Source organism: Bilifractor sp. LCP21S3_A7 (genome assembly GCF_052118825.1).
Taxonomy (GTDB): Bacteria; Bacillota; Clostridia; order Lachnospirales; family Lachnospiraceae; genus Bilifractor.
In genome coordinates, this window is the sequence record NZ_JBQKGL010000002.1 from 266,055 (window position 1) to 282,675 (window position 16,621).

At 49.3% G+C, this 16,621-nt stretch carries 17 protein-coding genes; 2 read left to right on the plus strand and 15 right to left on the minus strand.

Translation table 11 applies throughout. From position 1 onward, the window contains the following. Positions 1–21 precede the first annotated feature (21 nt). From ACTQ1O_RS02875 to ACTQ1O_RS02945, 15 genes are all read right to left on the minus strand, one after another. Positions 22–843, minus strand: coding sequence for a segregation and condensation protein A (locus tag ACTQ1O_RS02875; protein ID WP_441100294.1), 822 nt, complete (start codon positions 841–843; stop codon positions 22–24). 32 nt (positions 844–875) lie between these two features. Further along, positions 876–1,745, minus strand: a complete 870-nt coding sequence (locus ACTQ1O_RS02880; protein ID WP_441486015.1) for a metallophosphoesterase — start codon at positions 1,743–1,745, stop codon at positions 876–878. 60 nt (positions 1,746–1,805) lie between these two features. Further along, positions 1,806–1,982: a 30S ribosomal protein S21 gene (gene rpsU, locus ACTQ1O_RS02885; protein WP_004602251.1), complete on the minus strand. Its 177-nt coding sequence runs from the start codon at positions 1,980–1,982 to the stop codon at positions 1,806–1,808. A gap of 243 nt (positions 1,983–2,225) precedes the next feature. Then, a complete protein-coding gene (locus ACTQ1O_RS02890; protein WP_441486016.1) occupies positions 2,226–2,972 on the minus strand; it encodes a LytR/AlgR family response regulator transcription factor in 747 nt (248 codons plus the stop codon). Positions 2,973–3,143: 171 nt separating this feature from the next. Then, positions 3,144–3,488, minus strand: coding sequence for a hydrogenase maturation nickel metallochaperone HypA (locus ACTQ1O_RS02895; protein WP_441486017.1), 345 nt, complete (start codon positions 3,486–3,488; stop codon positions 3,144–3,146). A 12-nt stretch (positions 3,489–3,500) separates the two neighbouring features. Further along, entirely contained in the window at positions 3,501–6,293 is a 2,793-nt protein-coding gene (locus ACTQ1O_RS02900; RefSeq protein ID WP_441486079.1) for an FAD-dependent oxidoreductase, read from the minus strand. Positions 6,294–6,507: 214 nt separating this feature from the next. After that, positions 6,508–7,212 carry a hydrogenase nickel incorporation protein HypB gene (hypB, locus tag ACTQ1O_RS02905; RefSeq protein WP_441486018.1) on the minus strand — a complete coding sequence of 235 codons (705 nt, stop codon included), beginning with the start codon at positions 7,210–7,212 and terminating at the stop codon, positions 6,508–6,510. Then, positions 7,209–7,898 carry a hydrogenase nickel incorporation protein HypB gene (gene hypB / locus ACTQ1O_RS02910; RefSeq protein ID WP_441486019.1) on the minus strand — a complete coding sequence of 230 codons (690 nt, stop codon included), beginning with the start codon at positions 7,896–7,898 and terminating at the stop codon, positions 7,209–7,211. The genes hypB (ACTQ1O_RS02905) and hypB (ACTQ1O_RS02910) overlap by 4 nt, the downstream gene beginning before the upstream one ends. A gap of 377 nt (positions 7,899–8,275) precedes the next feature. Continuing rightward, entirely contained in the window at positions 8,276–8,473 is a 198-nt protein-coding gene (locus ACTQ1O_RS02915) for an OadG family transporter subunit (protein ID WP_441486020.1), read from the minus strand. A gap of 170 nt (positions 8,474–8,643) precedes the next feature. Further along, positions 8,644–9,777, minus strand: a complete 1,134-nt coding sequence (locus tag ACTQ1O_RS02920; RefSeq protein WP_441100417.1) for a sodium ion-translocating decarboxylase subunit beta — start codon at positions 9,775–9,777, stop codon at positions 8,644–8,646. Positions 9,778–9,902: 125 nt separating this feature from the next. Then, positions 9,903–10,952 (minus strand): tRNA dihydrouridine synthase, encoded by a 1,050-nt coding sequence (locus ACTQ1O_RS02925; RefSeq protein WP_441486021.1) that lies wholly within the window; start codon positions 10,950–10,952, stop codon positions 9,903–9,905. Between the two features lie 17 nt (positions 10,953–10,969). Further along, the gene (locus ACTQ1O_RS02930; RefSeq protein WP_441486022.1) at positions 10,970–11,143 is read right to left on the minus strand and encodes a phosphopantothenoylcysteine decarboxylase domain-containing protein; all 174 of its coding nucleotides are present in this window, start codon (positions 11,141–11,143) and stop codon (positions 10,970–10,972) included. A 40-nt stretch (positions 11,144–11,183) separates the two neighbouring features. Then, a complete protein-coding gene (locus ACTQ1O_RS02935; RefSeq protein WP_441486023.1) occupies positions 11,184–11,582 on the minus strand; it encodes a (deoxy)nucleoside triphosphate pyrophosphohydrolase in 399 nt (132 codons plus the stop codon). Positions 11,583–11,651: 69 nt separating this feature from the next. Further along, positions 11,652–14,669 (minus strand): DUF3427 domain-containing protein, encoded by a 3,018-nt coding sequence (locus ACTQ1O_RS02940; RefSeq protein ID WP_441486024.1) that lies wholly within the window; start codon positions 14,667–14,669, stop codon positions 11,652–11,654. A 92-nt stretch (positions 14,670–14,761) separates the two neighbouring features. Continuing rightward, positions 14,762–15,244, minus strand: coding sequence for a pyridoxamine 5'-phosphate oxidase family protein (locus ACTQ1O_RS02945; RefSeq protein WP_441486025.1), 483 nt, complete (start codon positions 15,242–15,244; stop codon positions 14,762–14,764). 252 nt (positions 15,245–15,496) lie between these two features. Here ACTQ1O_RS02945 and ACTQ1O_RS02950 point away from each other — a divergent pair, with 252 nt between their 5' ends. Next, positions 15,497–16,234: a DUF5058 family protein gene (locus ACTQ1O_RS02950; RefSeq protein ID WP_441475167.1), complete on the plus strand. Its 738-nt coding sequence runs from the start codon at positions 15,497–15,499 to the stop codon at positions 16,232–16,234. 92 nt (positions 16,235–16,326) lie between these two features. Then, positions 16,327–16,614 (plus strand): hypothetical protein, encoded by a 288-nt coding sequence (locus ACTQ1O_RS02955; RefSeq protein WP_441486026.1) that lies wholly within the window; start codon positions 16,327–16,329, stop codon positions 16,612–16,614. The last annotated feature ends 7 nt before the right edge of the window (positions 16,615–16,621 follow it).

The window sequence follows — 16,621 nt, forward strand, 5'->3', positions numbered from 1 at the left end:
CCATCTGCAATTACCATTTTCTCAGAACAGTTCATTAAAAGGTTTGTTGCCTGCGTCCTCCCGGTAGGCGTCTCCGGCGAGGGCGGTTTCGTGTTCATTCTCCAGGGATTCAATTTCAATATCACCGAAGAGCTCATCCTGGGTGCAGTGAATCTTGCCGAGTTTCATGAGCTCAAGCACTGCCAGGAACGTAACGACAGCGTTCATTTTCGTCGGCTGTTTTTCCAGCAGTCTCCGGAAGGAGACCTTTCTCTTCTTGCGGGTCACGATCTGGACATAATCCAGCTTGTCGGGGAGAGAAACCTCATCTCGTTCAATATGGCCGAATTTACTCCGGATCGGGTCGATTTTGTCCTTCTGCCGTTTCAGGACGAATTCGAAGATTTCGTGAAGCCTTTCCAGTGTGACGCCGTCCAGAAGCTGCGCCGGATCTACCGGCGGCGAATAGCGTGCCACCTCTTTCGGAAGGTGCTGCCTTCGCGTGACGAGCTCTCCCGCATCCTCCGCATATTCGCGCAGATGCCTGGAAATCTCCTTGTATTCCTTGTATTCTAGAAGCTGCTGCACGAGGTTTTCGCGCGGATCAATCTCCTCGCCGGTTTCTTCATCGACCTCTCTGGGAAGGAGCATCCGGCATTTGATGTCGATCAGCGTTGCCGCCATCACCATGAATTCACTGGTGACATTCATGTCTTCGTGGTCCATCTGCCGGACATATTCCAGATACTGATCGGTAATTTCAGAAATGGGAATATCATAGATATCTATTTTGTTTTTGTCAATGAGATGCAGGAGAAGATCCAGAGGACCTTGAAATACCTGGAGATTTACAGATATTGCCACTTCGAAGAGATTTCCTTTCTGAATGAAAGCTGTCAGGACTGAGAATTCTCATTTACATGAATTACTACGGTCACGATCTCCCTCGGATTATTGATCCTGACGGGGATGGTGTGTTCTCCGCAGCCGGAACTTACTATAACACTTTTTCCGTTTTTTTGGAATAAGCCGTAGGCTTTTCCGGTAAGAAGACAGAGATCAGGGCTGATCAGCCCTCCGTGCTTTCCAAAACGTGCGACTCCCCCGTGGTAATGTCCGCAGAGAGTCAGATCAGCGCCCCATTCCAGATAGGCATCCATACCGGATGGGTTGTGTGCGAGAAGAATACTGATCCGGTCTGCAGGAAGCGTCCCGGGATTCTGATCTGTGTGGAAAGCCTCTGTAATCGCGGAACAGGGGAGCTTTTCGTGATGGATTCTGCCATAGTAGCGGCGATCCATGCTGAAGCCGCAGATGCAGACCGGGAGGCCGTGCACGGTGAATTCGCGCGATTCGTTCTGGAGCAGAATGAGGTGTCCGGATTGCTGCAGAGCGCGCTGGTAGCGGGTATACATGTCGCCGTACACCTCCGGGTAGATCCGTGTGCGATATTCGTGATTGCCCATGGCGAGATAGATATTTCCGGCAGGATCTCCGTTCTCATGAGCAGAGGCCCATTTCCCGGCAAGACAGGTGAGAAAATCAGCCGCGGGAGCGACAGGGTATCCGGGCTTCCCGATAATGCTGTCTCCACCGCACAGAATGAGATCCGGGCGGTTTCTCTGCAGAATGGTTTCGATGCGGGAGATTTCCTCAGGACTGCAGCAATTGTGCATGTCAGTGAAAAAACAGACGGTAAGCGTGCCTGAGGGAAGTCCGGGTTTTTTGAGATTGAGATTGTAGCGGGTATCTTTGTATCTTTTCATGAATATAAATAAAACGAAGAAAGCTCTGGCATTTACATGTCAGAGCTTTTCATGTGCAAATTAATTATATTTACGTTTTCTTGCTGCTTCGGATTTCTTCTTGCGACGAACACTCGGCTTCTCGTAGTGCTCTCTCTTACGGATCTCCTGCTGGATTCCAGCCTTAGCGCAGCTTCTCTTGAAACGACGTAACGCGCTATCCAGTGTTTCGTTCTCTTTTACGATAACGTTTGCCATATGCCCAAACCTAACCTCCCTCCAGTTGTAAGATTGTGCTAAATACAACTGTTTGGGTATTTTTGCACTCACCTTATTATAGCAAATTTTTTTTTTTCGTCAAGGGAAAATTTAATTTTGAGGGGTTGAGGGGTTGACGGATGGGGTGTTTTTTTTATTGCATATTTAACTATGCCCGGATCGGATCATTCAGCTTCATAGAGCATGCCGCTTCATCCCATTCTTCCAGGGAACAGCATCCGTCTACTCGTCCGCCCCCTGTCCTTCCTGTTTCCGTCCTTCAGCAATGGAAAAAAGATAATGTTCATATGCTCTTTTTGCGGCAAAAAATCCCTGTCGGTGAATATGAACCTGTTCGCCGCCCTGCATGACAAAGGTCAGCAGCTCGCGGTCTATACCGCAAATCTTCGAGAGGTTGACCAGAAAGCTCTTATGGCAGCGGAAAAAATACTTCTCCGGGAATTTGTTTATCTCGTCATCCAGTTTTCCGCGGAAGATCAGTTCTTTTCCGTCATCCATGTGCAGACAGATGCTTTTCCCTCTCTGTTCTGCAAAGAGAATGCAGTCAAAAGGCACTCGTATCCTCTCACGTACCGATTCACATTCGAAATGAGGCTCAGATTCCTTCTTGTGAATAACATCCTGGATCAGTTCCCGGATATCCTCCGGTTTTACAGGTTTCTCCAGATAACGGGCGGCACGAAGACGATAGGATTCCAGCGCAAAATCCTGACTGGTTGTGGCAATGGCTGCCACTACGCGTGTATCTTTTCTGCGGATCTGTTCCAGCGCGTCAATTCCGGTCATCCGTTCCATATAGATGTCAAGTATCAGAAGATCGAATTTCCCGGGAAAAAAATGATCCAGCAGATCTTCAGCGCTTTCAAACGCCTCTGCGGTTATTTTTTCTGCGGAATCCGTCACCATATTCAGAAGCCGGACGCGTGATTCCTTATTATCTTCACATATGCCTATCCGAAGCTGCTCCATTTGTCAACCGTTCCTTTCCGGGACTTTTATTTACGCGAACAGTGAGCCGCAGCCGAATGCGAAGTATTCGTGTGCGGCGAGCGTCGCGATAGCGAGATAAAACTCGCGCAGCGTGTTTTATCTCGTTTTCAGATTTCCGGTTTCTTCTTGTGTGAACCGAATTTAATTGATTTACTCGGCCTCGATTTCCTTAATGATACATTCATTTCCCTTGAGGAGCCATGTCTCTCCACTGTGACAGTAGGGGCATTCCCGTCCGTACTCTACGGTCGGGTAGGTTCTTCTGCAGTGATTGCACCAGGTCACTGCAGGGATCGTCTCAAGCTTCAGTTCTGCCGACTTTAATACGGGATGGCGCACCTTGAAATAGTCCCAGCAGTCGGTGAAATAGTCCGTCATGATGCCGGAGACCTCTCCGACCTGCAGTGTGACAGAACCGATTTTCGTAATGTTCTGTTCCTTTGCGAGATCATCCAGTGTCTTCGCGAGATGAGTTACGATTCCCATTTCATGCATAGCCGTTCTCCGTCACCTGCGCGCTGCCTTTTTTTCGCGGGCTTCCTTTCGGATGATCTTAATCTCCCGCTTCATTGCATAAGGCGCGATCGCCTTCATCTTATCTTCAGAACGGAAGAAGTTACTGCAGTCCGGGAGGTCCCGCTCCAGATGAATTGCGTCGAATTCACAGCGGGTGGTGCACAGGCCGCATCCGATGCAGCGGTTGATATCAACTGTTGTTGCGCCGCATCCGAGACAGCGGTCCGCCTCCTGATGTACCTGCTCTTCGGTCAGCGGAAGTCTTGTATCGTCGAAACGGTCCTCGACCTTACGGGATCCGGGGACGCAGCGTTTGGCGTGATCATAGCCGAGAGGAACTGTGATATCCTCTTTGTCGAGCTCTATGAATTCCCGGAGATCACGGGCAATCGTGAGCGACTGACCTTCATGTACGAAGCGGTGCATAGATTCCGCTCCCTTCTTGCCGTCGGCAATGGCGTCAATGGCGAAACGGGCGCCGTGGTTGATATCGCCTCCGGCGAAAATGTCCGGTTCTCCGGTCTGGAAGGTAACCGGGTCGCAGATAATGGTGCCGCCTCGCCGTGTCTGTGCTTTTGTACCTTTCAGAAGATCGCCCCAGACAGCAGACTGGCCGATTGCCTCCAGTACGTTCTTGCAGGGAACGGTGATTGTTGTTTCTTCGTCATACTGGGGATCAAAGCGTCCGTCGGGGTTCTTGACCCGGGTGCATTTCCTGAACACAACGCCGGTTACCTTTCCATCTTCTGTCAGGATCTCCTTCGGACCCCATCCGTTCTTCACTTCAATGCCCTCGGCCTTTGCGTCTTCAACCTCATCGGCAGCGGCAGGCATTTCATCTGCGCCTTCCAGACAGATCATGGTGATGTGTCCGTCTGTCACACGCTGTGCTGTCCTTGCTACATCGACGGCTACGTTGCCGCCGCCTACCACAACGACATCTCCGGTCAGTTTTACGCTGTGATCGCGATTCACGCGATTCAGGAAGCCTATACCGGACTCTACACCCGCGGCATCCTCTCCGGGAACACCGGCGCTTCTGCCGCCTGAGAGACCGATGGATACGTAAAAGGCGCGATATCCCTGTGCTCTGAGATCGGCTATGCTGACATCCCTTCCGATCTCCACACCGCAGCGGAACTCAATGCCCATTTCGCGGAGCATATCGATCTCTGCATCGACGAGATCCTTCGAGAGACGGAAGGACGGCATGCCGTACGTGAGCATTCCGCCGGGTTTTTCTTCCTTTTCAAAAATTGTGACCGGATATCCTTTGGTCCGGAGGTAATAAGCACAGGACATGCCGGCAGGGCCGGAACCGATAACTGCCATTTTATAATTCTCGTCCCAGAAGCCGCCCTCGTCACGCTCGCATACGGGAAGGATAGATTTGCGGAAAGCGGGATCGATCTCCTGCTGCGCGACGAATTTCTTGATCTCGTCGATCGCGACAGGGCTGTCCACTGTACCTCTCGTGCAGGCATCCTCACAGCGGCGGTTACAGATGGCTCCGCAGACAGCCGGGAACGGATTATCCTGACGAATGAGCTTCAGCGCGTCCGCGTATCTGCCTTCTTTTGCCATCTTCACATAGCCCTGAACCGCAATATGCGCCGGACAAGCCGTCTTACAGGGGGAAGTTCCGGTGTCATAGCAATTAATCTTCGCGTCCTCACGGTAATGAATGTTCCAGTTGTCCGCAGTCCAGCGTGTTTCATCCGGCAGCAGCGTCAGCGGGTATTTCACCTCACTGCCGTCCTTTTTACAGAGCTTCTGACCGAGTTTGGCCGCGCCGACCGGGCATACCTCCACACACTTTCCGCAGGCTACGCAGTTTTCCTTCTTTACATGCGCACGATATGCGGAACGGGACATATTCGGCGTATTGTAGAGCTGAGAGGTGCGGATCGCATTGCAGACGCCGGGTGCACAGTTGCAGAGACCGACGATTTTATCTTCGCCGTCGATATTCGTAGTCTGATGGACAAATCCATGCCGCTCTGCCCTCTCGCAGGCTTCCAGCGCCTCCTCCTTCGTAATATAATGGCCGCGGCCGGTATTCACGCACCACTCAGCGAGATCGCCCAGGCCGATGCAGCACTCCTGCTCGATGGAACCGTCACCCTCTCCGCGGATCCGCTGCTGCCGGCGGCAGGTGCAGACACCGATGGAAAGCTTGCCCTCATATTTATCCAGCCAATGCGAGATATGCTCAAGCGGTACGGATGTGGAAACGGATTCGATTGCTTTCTCGACGGGAATGACATGCATGCCGATGCCCGCGCCACCCATGGGAACCATGGGCGTAATGCCCTCCAGGGGCATCTGGGTCATCAGGTTAAAAAATGTCGCGATATTCGGGTGCTCTGCCATCAGCTTATCGTTCATGACCATGAACTCGGCGATGCCCGGAACAAAAATCGGCACATCGTACCACAGCTCTTTTGCCGGGTTCTCACGATTCGTCTCAATGCAGCCGACCCACATCAGGTGTTCCAGCATTTTATCGATCTGCGTCTCTGTAAACGCAGGGTTCATTTTCACGAGCTGCGCGTGGCTGTAGTTTGTCCTGGGTTTCTTGAAACTGAGCATGAACTTTACTTCATCCTTGTTCATGACCTCATCGAGGCACCAGACCTCCGGGTCGTCCGGACGAATGGTATGAGTGTATTTTGCCACATAACGGTCCGTAATCATACTGGCCAGACGAATCAGCAGCTTCAGCTTTTCTCTGTCCGGATAGACAAAATTCTCCGGAAGCCGGTAATCACGTTCGTTCGTCATTCGGTTCTTCTGTTCCTTCATAAATAAAATCCTCTCCTTTTCTTCTCTCCTGCGCGGCCTTCCCCCGATAGCCGGCGTTGTTCGTGATCCGGCGCCTTTGTAAATCAGACGCTTAGATATAAGTCAGACACGGAATATCTGGCCATGAGGACTTTAGACACAGGATATCTGGTCATCAGGTTTTCAGACCAGGATATCTCTGGTCATAAGTGCTTCAGACGCCGGATTTCCAGCTATGTACGGCGTTTCGAAGCCATTCCTCCCATGCAGCCATCCCCTCTCCGGTTTTCGCGGATACGGGAAAGATCTGTATTGCGGGATGAAGAGCTTTTGCCCGCTGTACGCAGGCGTCCATGTCAAAATCAAAATATGGCAGCGCGTCAATCTTGGAGATGACGAGCGCGTCGCTGGTTTGGAACATCAGCGGATACTTCAGCGGTTTGTCGTCGCCTTCCGGGACACTGAGTATCATGACATTTCTTCCTGCTCCGGTATCGAATTCGGCCGGGCAGATCAGGTTTCCGACATTTTCCAGGAAAGCCAGATCGATGCCCTCATATCCCAGTTCATCAAGTCCCCTTGCCGTCATTCCTGCGTCCATGTGACACATGCCGTCGGTGTGGACCTGAATTGTCTTCGCTCCCAGACGGTCCATCCGCCTGGCATCCACATCGGAATCGATATCGGCCTCCAGCACGGCGATCTTCAGCTTGTCATTCGTTCTTCGGTTTCCAGCATCGCCACTGCACTCGCCCTGGAGATCGCGGATCGTTTGCGCCAGCAGTGTCGTCTTGCCGGAACCCGGACTGCTCATCAAATTGATCAGCAGCGTCCCTCTTCTCTTCATCTCTTCACGAAGTGCTTCTGCATCACGGTCATTTGACGCGGTTACGCTCTCGTGCAGTTCGATTACCTTCATCGCGCATTCACCTCCCGCTTCAGCCAGCTGATCCAGGCATCAAAGCCCTCTCCCGTCTTTGCTGAAAGAGGAAGAACCGGCATCTCCGCTGAGCGCCGGTCTGCTTTTTTCCGCTGTGCGGAGACATTTTCGCGCAGCCTGTCAAAATCAAAATCGAAGATCGCTGCCGTATCCGACTTGCTGACCACAAGTAAGTCGCTTACCTGGAACATCAGCGGATACTTCAGCGGTTTGTCATCGCCTTCCGGCACGCTGAGAATCATCACCCGCTTATCCGCACCCACATCGAACTCTGCCGGGCAGACAAGATTACCGACATTTTCGAGAAATACAAGATCCAGGCCGTCCACGCCCATCTCATCAAGGCCTTTTTGTGTCATCACGGCATCCATGTGACAGGAGCCTCCGGTATGAACCTGAATGACCTTTGCGCCGGCTTCTGCCACCGTCCTTGCATCTACGTCGCTGTCTACATCTGCTTCCATCACACCGATGCGGTATGTGTCTTTCAGCTCCCGGATCGTACGGGCAAGAAGTGTTGTCTTGCCGGCTCCCGGTGAGGCCATGAGATTGATCAGAAAGACTCCCTTCTCTCTCATTCTGGATCGTACAGCATCGGCGATGCTGTCATTGTCCTCCAGAATGCGGCTCTTGACTTCAATCACTTTGAATTCGTCATTATTCATGTACAATATGCCCCTTTAAATGATCGATTTTAAAATTATAACATAAATATCAGCTTTATAGAAACATATTTTGTGCATTATTTATGGATTAACGGGTCTTCCGGGACGCGTGTTATTCCTGCCGGATCAATGGAGGTGAACCGGAAGCACAGGTGAGAGATTCTGTTGTTTGCAGGAAATTGTTACAGGAATAAGAAAAAACGCAGACAGTACCGCCGCGCGTATTACGCGCGAAGCGGTTCTGTCTGCGTTCCAACGGAGTGCGCCGTTTGTTTGACTGTGTTTCACCGGTCTGTGCTGTTGTGTGAGTGCGTTTCACCGGTCTGTGTCGTTGTTTGACTGCGTTTCACCGGTCTGTATCAATGTGTGTCTGTGATTCACTGGTCTGTGTCATTCGTCTGACTGCAGGCAGCTTTCTGTTCTGCGGTGGGAACCTCTGTGCTGTCAGCACTGTTTTTCCTGGCGGGAAAGATTTTTGTGAGAAGCATCATGATGACAATCAGCACAATGGTGACGATAAAGATTCCGAGCATCCCGAGGCCCATAACCTTCAGTGATCCAAGAAATGTATTCATTTTCGATCTCCTTTCAGAGTCTCCTTCAGAGAGGTATCTGTTTTTTCAATGTTTCCGCTGAATTCTTCAGGAATTTCATCAGCCTGTTCAAAGAGAGGGCCTTCATAAGTGAAACTCTATTATATGAAATGTCCTCTATAAGAAAAACGTTACGAAAAACGTCCGCGCGGTCATGCCAGCGGTACAAGGCTCAGGATCAGACCGCCTGCGATAACGGATGCGATCTGGCCGGAGACATTGACGCCTGTGGCCTGCATGATCAGAACATTGGAAGGATCCTCTTTGATGCCCATCTGGGTGATGACTCTGGCAGACATCGGAAAGGCGGATATGCCGCAGGCTCCGATCATCGGGTTGACCTTTTTGTTCTTTGGCAGAAACAGGTTCAGGAGTTTTGCAAAGAGTACGCCTCCGACGGTGTCAAAAATAAACGCGATGAGTCCGAGAAGGAGGATCAGCAGAGTCCTGATATTGAGGAAGTCTTCTGAACGCATCTGTGATGCCACTGTGATCCCAAGCATCAGAGTGATGATGTTGGCGAGGGAGTGCTGGGCCGTATCGGAAAGCGAATCCAGAACACCGCACTCACGGACGAGATTTCCGAACATGAGAAAGCCCACCAGGGCGACAGACCGCGGTGCTACAATTCCCGCGATAATGGTGATGCAGACCGGGAACAGAATTTTCACCGGTTTTGAAACACTCTGCGGGTTGTAGGACATGTGCATGGCGCGTTCCTTTTTTGTCGTCACCGCCCGGATGACCGGCGGCTGAATGATCGGCACAAGCGCCATATAGGAGTAGGCCGCAACGATAATTGCTCCGAGGTATCTGGAGTGAAAATAGTTGGCGACAAAGATGGAGGTCGGTCCGTCTGCCGCTCCTATGATGCCGACGGAAGCGGCATCCTGCAGGCTGAAGCCAAAGAGGGCCGCCAGACTCAGCGTGAAAAAAATGCCGAACTGGGCTGCTGCACCGAACAGCATCATCAGCGGATTGGACAGAAGCGGCGTAAAGTCGATCATGGCTCCAATGCCGATAAAGAGCAGGAGCAGAAAGATCTCATTGGAAATTCCTGCATTGAAGAGGGTATCGAGAGGCCCCTGTGTTAGTACACCATTGATTGTCTGCGTGACTGCTCCCGACATCGGAAGATTCACCAGAACTGCGCCGAATCCCATTGGTACCAGTAAAGAAGGCTCCATTTTTTTTACAATGCCCAGATAGATCAGTATACCTCCAATGATCCACATGACAGCCATCTGCCATGTGATGTTCCCCGCATTGGAAAACAGCTCCATAATTCCCTGCATAATTTTGAGTCCTTTCTACAATTTTTCATGCTGCGTGAATCGATCTGCATTTGTACTGCTGATTTAAGCTGACGAATTAAGCTGCTTTTATCGGAAATGAGGTCTGTCAAGCAGAGTCATCCACAGAAGACTCTGTCAGCAGCCGTCCGATACTCTGAAAGTCTTTTTGTCTTATAAAGCTTATGAATCAGACGGTCGGAATCCGGAAAATTCTCTTTCATGAATGACCACAGCTCCAGCATATGCCGAATGGACACGTATTCATCACCCTGAAACGCCTCCATGAAGGATTCCAGGATGGAATCGTGGAAAAGCTTCAGTTCCTCCATGGTCAGAGAATCTCCTCCGCGGATTTCGCGCACCAGCGCCGGATTTCCGACGAGTCCGCGACCGATCATTACAGCATGTACTTCTGGAAATTTCTCTGCAATCTGATCATAGTCGCGCACGGTCCGGATATCTCCGTTGTAACAGACCGGATTTTCTGATCTGCGAAGGCATTCTTCGAAGTAATCCAGATGTACCCGTCCCTGGTAGCCCTCGTCTCTCACTCGCGGGTGAATGGTCAGCTCTGAAACGGGGTAACGATTGTATATCTCCAGAAGAGAAAATACCTCTTCCGGATCGCTGACCCCTAATCTGGTTTTGATTGAAATCTGCATTTTCCTGTCCGGGTTCGAGGATCTGCCGGAAGAATTCTGTTCCGGCTCTTTGAAGTTCGAGGAGCTGCCGGAAGAATTCAGTCCCGGATTTTCGAAGCCGGAGGAACTGTCAGAAGAATTCTGTTCGGTCTCTTCGAATACACCGTCGAGAAGTCTTGTCAGAAGTTCCGGTTCGTCGAGGAGGCCGGATCCCTTCTTCTTGGCGGTCACGGTCTTTGAAGGACATCCCAGGTTGATATTAATCTCTGAATACCCGAGTTTTCCCGCGTATTGAATTCCTTTGCGGAAAGCCTCCGGATCGTTCCCGAGAAACTGGGGGACCAGAAAAATGTCCGGATTTTCTGCCGGATCCAGTTCCTTTTTGTCCCTACTCTTCAGCTTCAGATCTCTGGTCACGGAAAGAAACGGCGTATAATATTTATCGATTCCGGGGAAAAACCGGTGATGTACCTGCCGGTAAACCCTTCCGGTGATCCCCTCCATCGGTGCGAAGTATAGTTTCATTCTGTTTTTCCGTCGCGTTATGTGGTTTGTCTGTCGTCGTGAAACTCTTGTGGATGATTGGTGAGAAAACGAACGGGATCCAAAGCCTCTCGGGTTGGACCGGGTGAGACCAGGATCCGCTTGCCAACCAGATCCTTTTCAAATCCTATCACATGATCAAGGACTTCGTAAAGCCTTTGCGACGAAACCATCTTGCCCTTGCCTGTTGCTCCTCAGGCAGGATACCCGGACTCAGAGGTGGCGATCCAGATGCTGCCGGATCTCCGGAAGAAGCGAACGGTCTGCCGGGAGCCAGTCAACATCTTCGAGATGAGCTGAATCCAGCCATCTGGCTGCCTCGTGTTCTAAAAGCGTAAGGCTGCCACTGCGAACAGTACAATAATAGCATTCCATGACCAGATGAAATCCAGGATAATCGGTCTCGATGGTATCGATCAGAGAGCCTGGCGAAATTTCGGTGTCAAGTTCCTCGCGAATTTCCCGGCGGAGTGCCTCCTGCGGGGTCTCTCCTGGCTCTATTTTTCCTCCGGGGAACTCCCATTTGTCCTTAAATTCTCCGTAGCCTCTCTGGGTAGCGTATACTTTCCCATGATGAATGATCACGGCGGCAACCACATGTTTTGTATCCATTTTTTATTCTCACTTTCTGTATTGTTTATCTCAGCAGATGGGCATCCTTCCGGCCTTTGACGAATGGTATCATTCTTTCACAATATAATTGTAAAGATCCTGACGGACCGGAACCTCAAGCTGATAGTCAACCTCAAAAGCATCATCTATCCGTGTCCCGATGACTGCTCCGGTTTCATCGACTTTATCAAATTTCATTTGGATAGGTTTCGGATCTCCCTGTGCCTGCATTTCACCGAGGAAATAAAACTCCTTTGCTTCCCGGTCGTCCTTATTTTTCCGAAGGAAAAGAAAAATCCGGTTTTCGCGGTCGGCTTCGGTGCGTTTGTAAAAATGATCCGCATCGCTTGATGTGATCTTTCTTGGGTGTTTGGATAGTGCTATGAGTCTGTCCGCTGCAAGAAAACGGTCTTCATATGCGATGGCATCATCGGTCTTGTCATAGTTGATGAATACGGGAAGAGTTTTCGTTCGTGCGTCATAAAAATATCCGCCCAGGTTCTGTGCGTTCATGTTTTTGTCCCAGTTCAGCAGAAGGCAGACCTCTTCATATGTATACTTCCGATACAGTTGAAAATTCGTATCCTTATACCGGTTGCTGTAGTTCTTCTGATATTCCTGCAAACCAAATTCCACGGTTTCTTCTATCATCTTTCGGAACGTGTCATTTCTCAGTACCCGGAGAAATCCGGTGGAAGCCTGGTAGGTTTCCTCTTTTGTTTTTTTCAGAAAGACACAGGCAGAGAACTTCTTCTGATCAGAGTCTTTTGCAAAACGATTTGTCAGGTTGCGAACAGCAGAGGCAATGGTTGCATCCTTTTCCCGGATTCCACTCCGTGACAGGGCATCTGCATAAGCCTTTATACGAAAATGGAAGCCGTGGTTATGAAGAATATCACGAAGGATGAGTAATTCCTCCGGACGTTTTCCAAAGGCAAGCTTTTTTGAGATAAATCCGAGGATCTGCTCTTCTGTGGCGTCCAGTCTTACAGGATATTCCTGTTCATACTTTTTGAGGAAGCCGTAATAGGAATTGAATTTCATAAAATACTTTGTTATGTTAACGGAACCGTAGGCAGAGAAATCCGTCATTGAAGGGATTCTGTCGAGCTGGTATTTTAACTTCCTATAGGCATCGCAAAGAAGTTTTGTGTCGTTCAGTCTGACGCTGTCAATTGCACTGAAGATTCTCTTACGGGAAATTTCGTCAAAATGTATGGTCGAGCAGCCCGGGATCATGCGGGATCCCTCCTGCACATAGCGGCGGATGTTATCTTTGTTGTAAGAACGATCTCCGGATAGTGCGATCGGAATCATGTAATTATTGGTATAGGCACCGATAAAGTCCAGAATCACGACAAATTCTTTTCCGACCGCTTTCCGAAGACCTCTTCCAAGCTGCTGCACAAGGATGATCGGGCTTTCCGTTGGCCGGAGCAGAATGACCTGATTAATTTCAGGAATATCGACGCCTTCATTAAATATATCAACAGTCAGGATATAGTCGAGCTGTCTGTTCCTGGGCATGTCATCGCTGGTCAGGCGCCGGATTGCCTGCTCTCTTTCGTACTGAGAATCTTCACCAGACAGAAAAACTGTCTGTTTTCCCATCTGATTCATTTTGCAGGACAATTCTCGTCCAAGATCCTTACGACTGCAAAAAATTATACCTTTGACACGATTACCACTATAGCCATAATAATCTGCTTCTCGCAGGATATATTTTACACGGGCTTCTCCCGTCAGATATTGAAAATCTCTGAGGGACAGGGTTTCGTTGTTCTGGAGATCGTGTGCGACCTGCCCATTAACCTCAAGTTCTGTGATGCCAAAATAATGAAATGGACATAACAGATTCTCTTCCATCGCATCCTGAAGGCGAATTTCCGTTGCAATGTTGTGGTCAAACAGGCTGTAAATATCAAAGCCATCGGTTCTCTCCGGTGTAGCTGTCATTCCCAAAAGAAGCTGAGGCTTAAAATATTCCACAATTTTCTGATAGGAAGCAGCACCTGCCCGGTGAACTTCATCAATGATGATGGTCTGAAACTGATGCTTTGAAAAATTGGTCAGTGTTTCATCTCTTGACATGGTCTGAACGGTAGCAAAAAGATAATCTGCGTCCGGTTCCTTCTGGTTTCCGGATATAATCCCATAGGAGACTTTGGTGCCCAGAACCTTACGAAAGCTTTTTTGTGCCTGCTTTGCAATTTGCTCCCGATGAACTAAAAAAAGGACCTTTTCCTGGTTAAGTTCTCTCATTGCGAAGGCGGCTGCATAGGTCTTTCCTGTGCCTGTTGCAGAAATCAGAAGTGCCCTCTTTTCGCCTCTTTTCATCAAATCCCTCAGGCTGGTTATAAAGGCGGTCTGCATCGCATTAGGTTTCAGTCGGTACAACTCAAAATCCAGCGCGCCGCTCTCTTGAATTGCGTCCCGGGCGATCTGACGCTGTTTTCTTGAAATCTCAAACGCTGTTCGGTATTCATCGATAAACGAATGGTATTCTCTGGTTTTGTCCGAAGCCCAAAGATCTTGGAATTCTGTGAGAATACGCTCGGAATATTCTCCGAATTCCGTGGATATGATTTTCGTATTCCATTCTTTATTTTTGGTGAGAGCCGTCAGCGTCATATTGGAGCTTCCGACGATGATCCGATATACATCTTTATTCTTGAAAATATATCCCTTCGTATGGAAGCCCTCGTCATCATCAGACATGTACATTCGTATATCCAGATTGGACAACTCGTGAAGCTTCTGAATCGCAAGGGGTTCGCTGAAATTCAGGTAATTGGTGGTGAGAATTTTGCCCGGAATCCCCCGCTCCTCTAACTCTTTAAATGTCTGAAGCAGTGGAGTTATTCCACCGAGTGTGATGAAAGCGACACTGATGTAAAATTCTTCACATTGAAGCAGTTCATTCTCCAGTGCCGACAGGACCTTCCTGCCTTCGTGGTAATTATTGGATACGAATTCCGGCTTATAAGCGAGATTTGTATTGACTGAACCGTCAATAAACGCAGAATACATTCCCTTCTCAAGCTGTTTTACGTATTCTGTGAGAATTTCCTGATGGTCCGCTTTCATGATGGGTCTCCATTCTTACAGGTTTGATCCTGCTGGTGTAAACGATCAGCTGTTTTCACATGCGCTGATATCGAAATCATCTGCCGACTGGGTTATGATTCATTGACGAGTTTCCCGGTCATACGATCGATCGTCATAGCCAGCACATTCACTCTGCCACCCGCTTTCGCAATCTCTTCCTCTACCGCTTCATGAGATGGATAGAATTTTCTGCCGAGCATACGGCACTGTTCGATTGCCTTATCATGATCGGTAACTGTCTCCAGTCTTCCCAGGCAGACCACACTCTTGATATTGAGAGCCCACTCGCCTTCCTTCACAAAGCCTTCGTCCATTACGGTGAAACAGACCTTATTGTCCTTTGCCAGGAGATCGATTTTCAGGCCATCCCTTGCGCCATGGAAGTAGAGCCTGCCATCCGCTTCATCGTAATACTGATTCAGTGGAATTGCGTATGGATAGCCATTCTCTCCGTGGAAGGCCATAATACCGCGTGGAGCCTTCTTTAAGACTTCGATACACTCTTCTTTTGTAATTTCCTGTTTAAAGCGCCGCATCTTTTTAAATTCAGCCATGTTCTTCTCCTCTTTCACCGATCAGTCTTTCTTTCGTCTTATCAGATATAAATAAAATAACACAAATTTCAGAAGATGTAATGGAGAAAACGGATGAGTGACAGGAAAGCGGCATTTGTAATGGAGGCAGAACGAATGGAATTTGCCGGGGAATTTGCAGACATTAATTGCTATTTCGATGGTATTGAAGCATAATGGACTTTATGAGAATATGAAAAGAAAAGAGGATTCTCGCGAAAGGTGGTGCTGTGAATGCTTCAGAAGTTGAATAGTCCTTTTATGTACATGGTTTGTGGTACGGTCATTTTGTTTGTCGCGATCGTTTGTGTTGTCTTTCTCGTGCGATCATACCGTGCGGGAAAGGCTATGGGAATGGACCCGAAGGCTCTGAAACATGCGATTGCGTCCAGCGCCACCTTCACGATTCTTCCTGCTGTCGGCATCCTGCTCGGTGTCATTGCCCTCTCGGGAAGTCTGGGAACTCCCTGGCCTTGGCTGCGGCTGTCTGTCATCGGGGCGCTTCACTATGAGACACAGGTGGCAGAAGCTGCGTCAGAGGCGGTGGGAATCGGAAGCCTTTCTATTGCGCATATGACCCCGCAGGCTTTTACTACGATTGCGTTTCTGATGAGTGTCTGCATCATGTGGGGAATGATTCTTTCTATTCTGTTCAATAAGCGCTATACCAGCCGTCTGAGTAACAGAGGAGCTCAGAAGAATGAAGCGGGTTTTGGCGATTCTGCGATGACTGCCATGTTTGTGGGACTGGTTAGCGCCTATATCGGGAGCTATATCGGAAATTTTGTATCCGGAAGTGGAAACTTCACCTTTCAGGGAAATGCAGTTCCATTGGTTGTTGCCGCTGTATCCGCTGCCGCGATGGGACTTTTTACGTTCTTCTCTGAGAAAAAGGGTCTGCGGTGGCTTGAGAATTTCTCCGTAGCGGGCAGCATGCTGATCGGGATGGCTGCCGCCGTTTTTCTCGGATAACCGGAAAATTGCAGGAATGCGGGAAGTAGGATACAGACTTTTAGCAGGAATGCGGGAAGTGAGATACAGACTTTAGGTTGAAGGGAGAGCATATGCGAACACAGAAAAAAGAAAATAATATTTTTGAAAATACTTTGATACAGGAAAATGCTTCCGCACAAGAAAAGGCTTCCACACAGGAAAATATATCCGCACAGGAGAATGGTTCTATTCAGAAGGGCACTTCTTCCGGAAAGGACAGCTCTGCCGCAAAAACAGAGAGAGTATATGCTATGAAGGATGGTTCTTTTTCTGTTGAGCAGTATCACAGGGGAACGCACCGGATTGGTAGAATTTCAAGCGCAGTCACACTGGTTCGCTTGTCGGCGCTCCGTTTCTGATCGGAAT

Bases quoted from the DNA above. Each gene is read 5' to 3' on its own strand.
- ACTQ1O_RS02880 (WP_441486015.1), bottom strand. From the start codon at position 1,745: ATGAAAAGATACAAAGATACCCGCTACAATCTCAATCTCAAAAAACCC.
- rpsU (WP_004602251.1), bottom strand. From the start codon at position 1,982: ATGGCAAACGTTATCGTAAAAGAGAACGAAACACTGGATAGCGCGTTA.
- ACTQ1O_RS02890 (WP_441486016.1), bottom strand. From the start codon at position 2,972: ATGGAGCAGCTTCGGATAGGCATATGTGAAGATAATAAGGAATCACGC.
- ACTQ1O_RS02895 (WP_441486017.1), bottom strand. From the start codon at position 3,488: ATGCATGAAATGGGAATCGTAACTCATCTCGCGAAGACACTGGATGAT.
- ACTQ1O_RS02900 (WP_441486079.1), bottom strand. From the start codon at position 6,293: ATGACGAACGAACGTGATTACCGGCTTCCGGAGAATTTTGTCTATCCG.
- hypB (WP_441486018.1), bottom strand. From the start codon at position 7,212: ATGAAGGTAATCGAACTGCACGAGAGCGTAACCGCGTCAAATGACCGT.
- hypB (WP_441486019.1), bottom strand. From the start codon at position 7,898: ATGAATAATGACGAATTCAAAGTGATTGAAGTCAAGAGCCGCATTCTG.
- ACTQ1O_RS02915 (WP_441486020.1), bottom strand. From the start codon at position 8,473: ATGAATACATTTCTTGGATCACTGAAGGTTATGGGCCTCGGGATGCTC.
- ACTQ1O_RS02925 (WP_441486021.1), bottom strand. From the start codon at position 10,952: ATGAAACTATACTTCGCACCGATGGAGGGGATCACCGGAAGGGTTTAC.
- ACTQ1O_RS02930 (WP_441486022.1), bottom strand. From the start codon at position 11,143: ATGGTTTCGTCGCAAAGGCTTTACGAAGTCCTTGATCATGTGATAGGA.
- ACTQ1O_RS02935 (WP_441486023.1), bottom strand. From the start codon at position 11,582: ATGGATACAAAACATGTGGTTGCCGCCGTGATCATTCATCATGGGAAA.
- ACTQ1O_RS02940 (WP_441486024.1), bottom strand. From the start codon at position 14,669: ATGAAAGCGGACCATCAGGAAATTCTCACAGAATACGTAAAACAGCTT.
- ACTQ1O_RS02945 (WP_441486025.1), bottom strand. From the start codon at position 15,244: ATGGCTGAATTTAAAAAGATGCGGCGCTTTAAACAGGAAATTACAAAA.
- ACTQ1O_RS02950 (WP_441475167.1), top strand. From the start codon at position 15,497: ATGCTTCAGAAGTTGAATAGTCCTTTTATGTACATGGTTTGTGGTACG.
- ACTQ1O_RS02955 (WP_441486026.1), top strand. From the start codon at position 16,327: ATGCGAACACAGAAAAAAGAAAATAATATTTTTGAAAATACTTTGATA.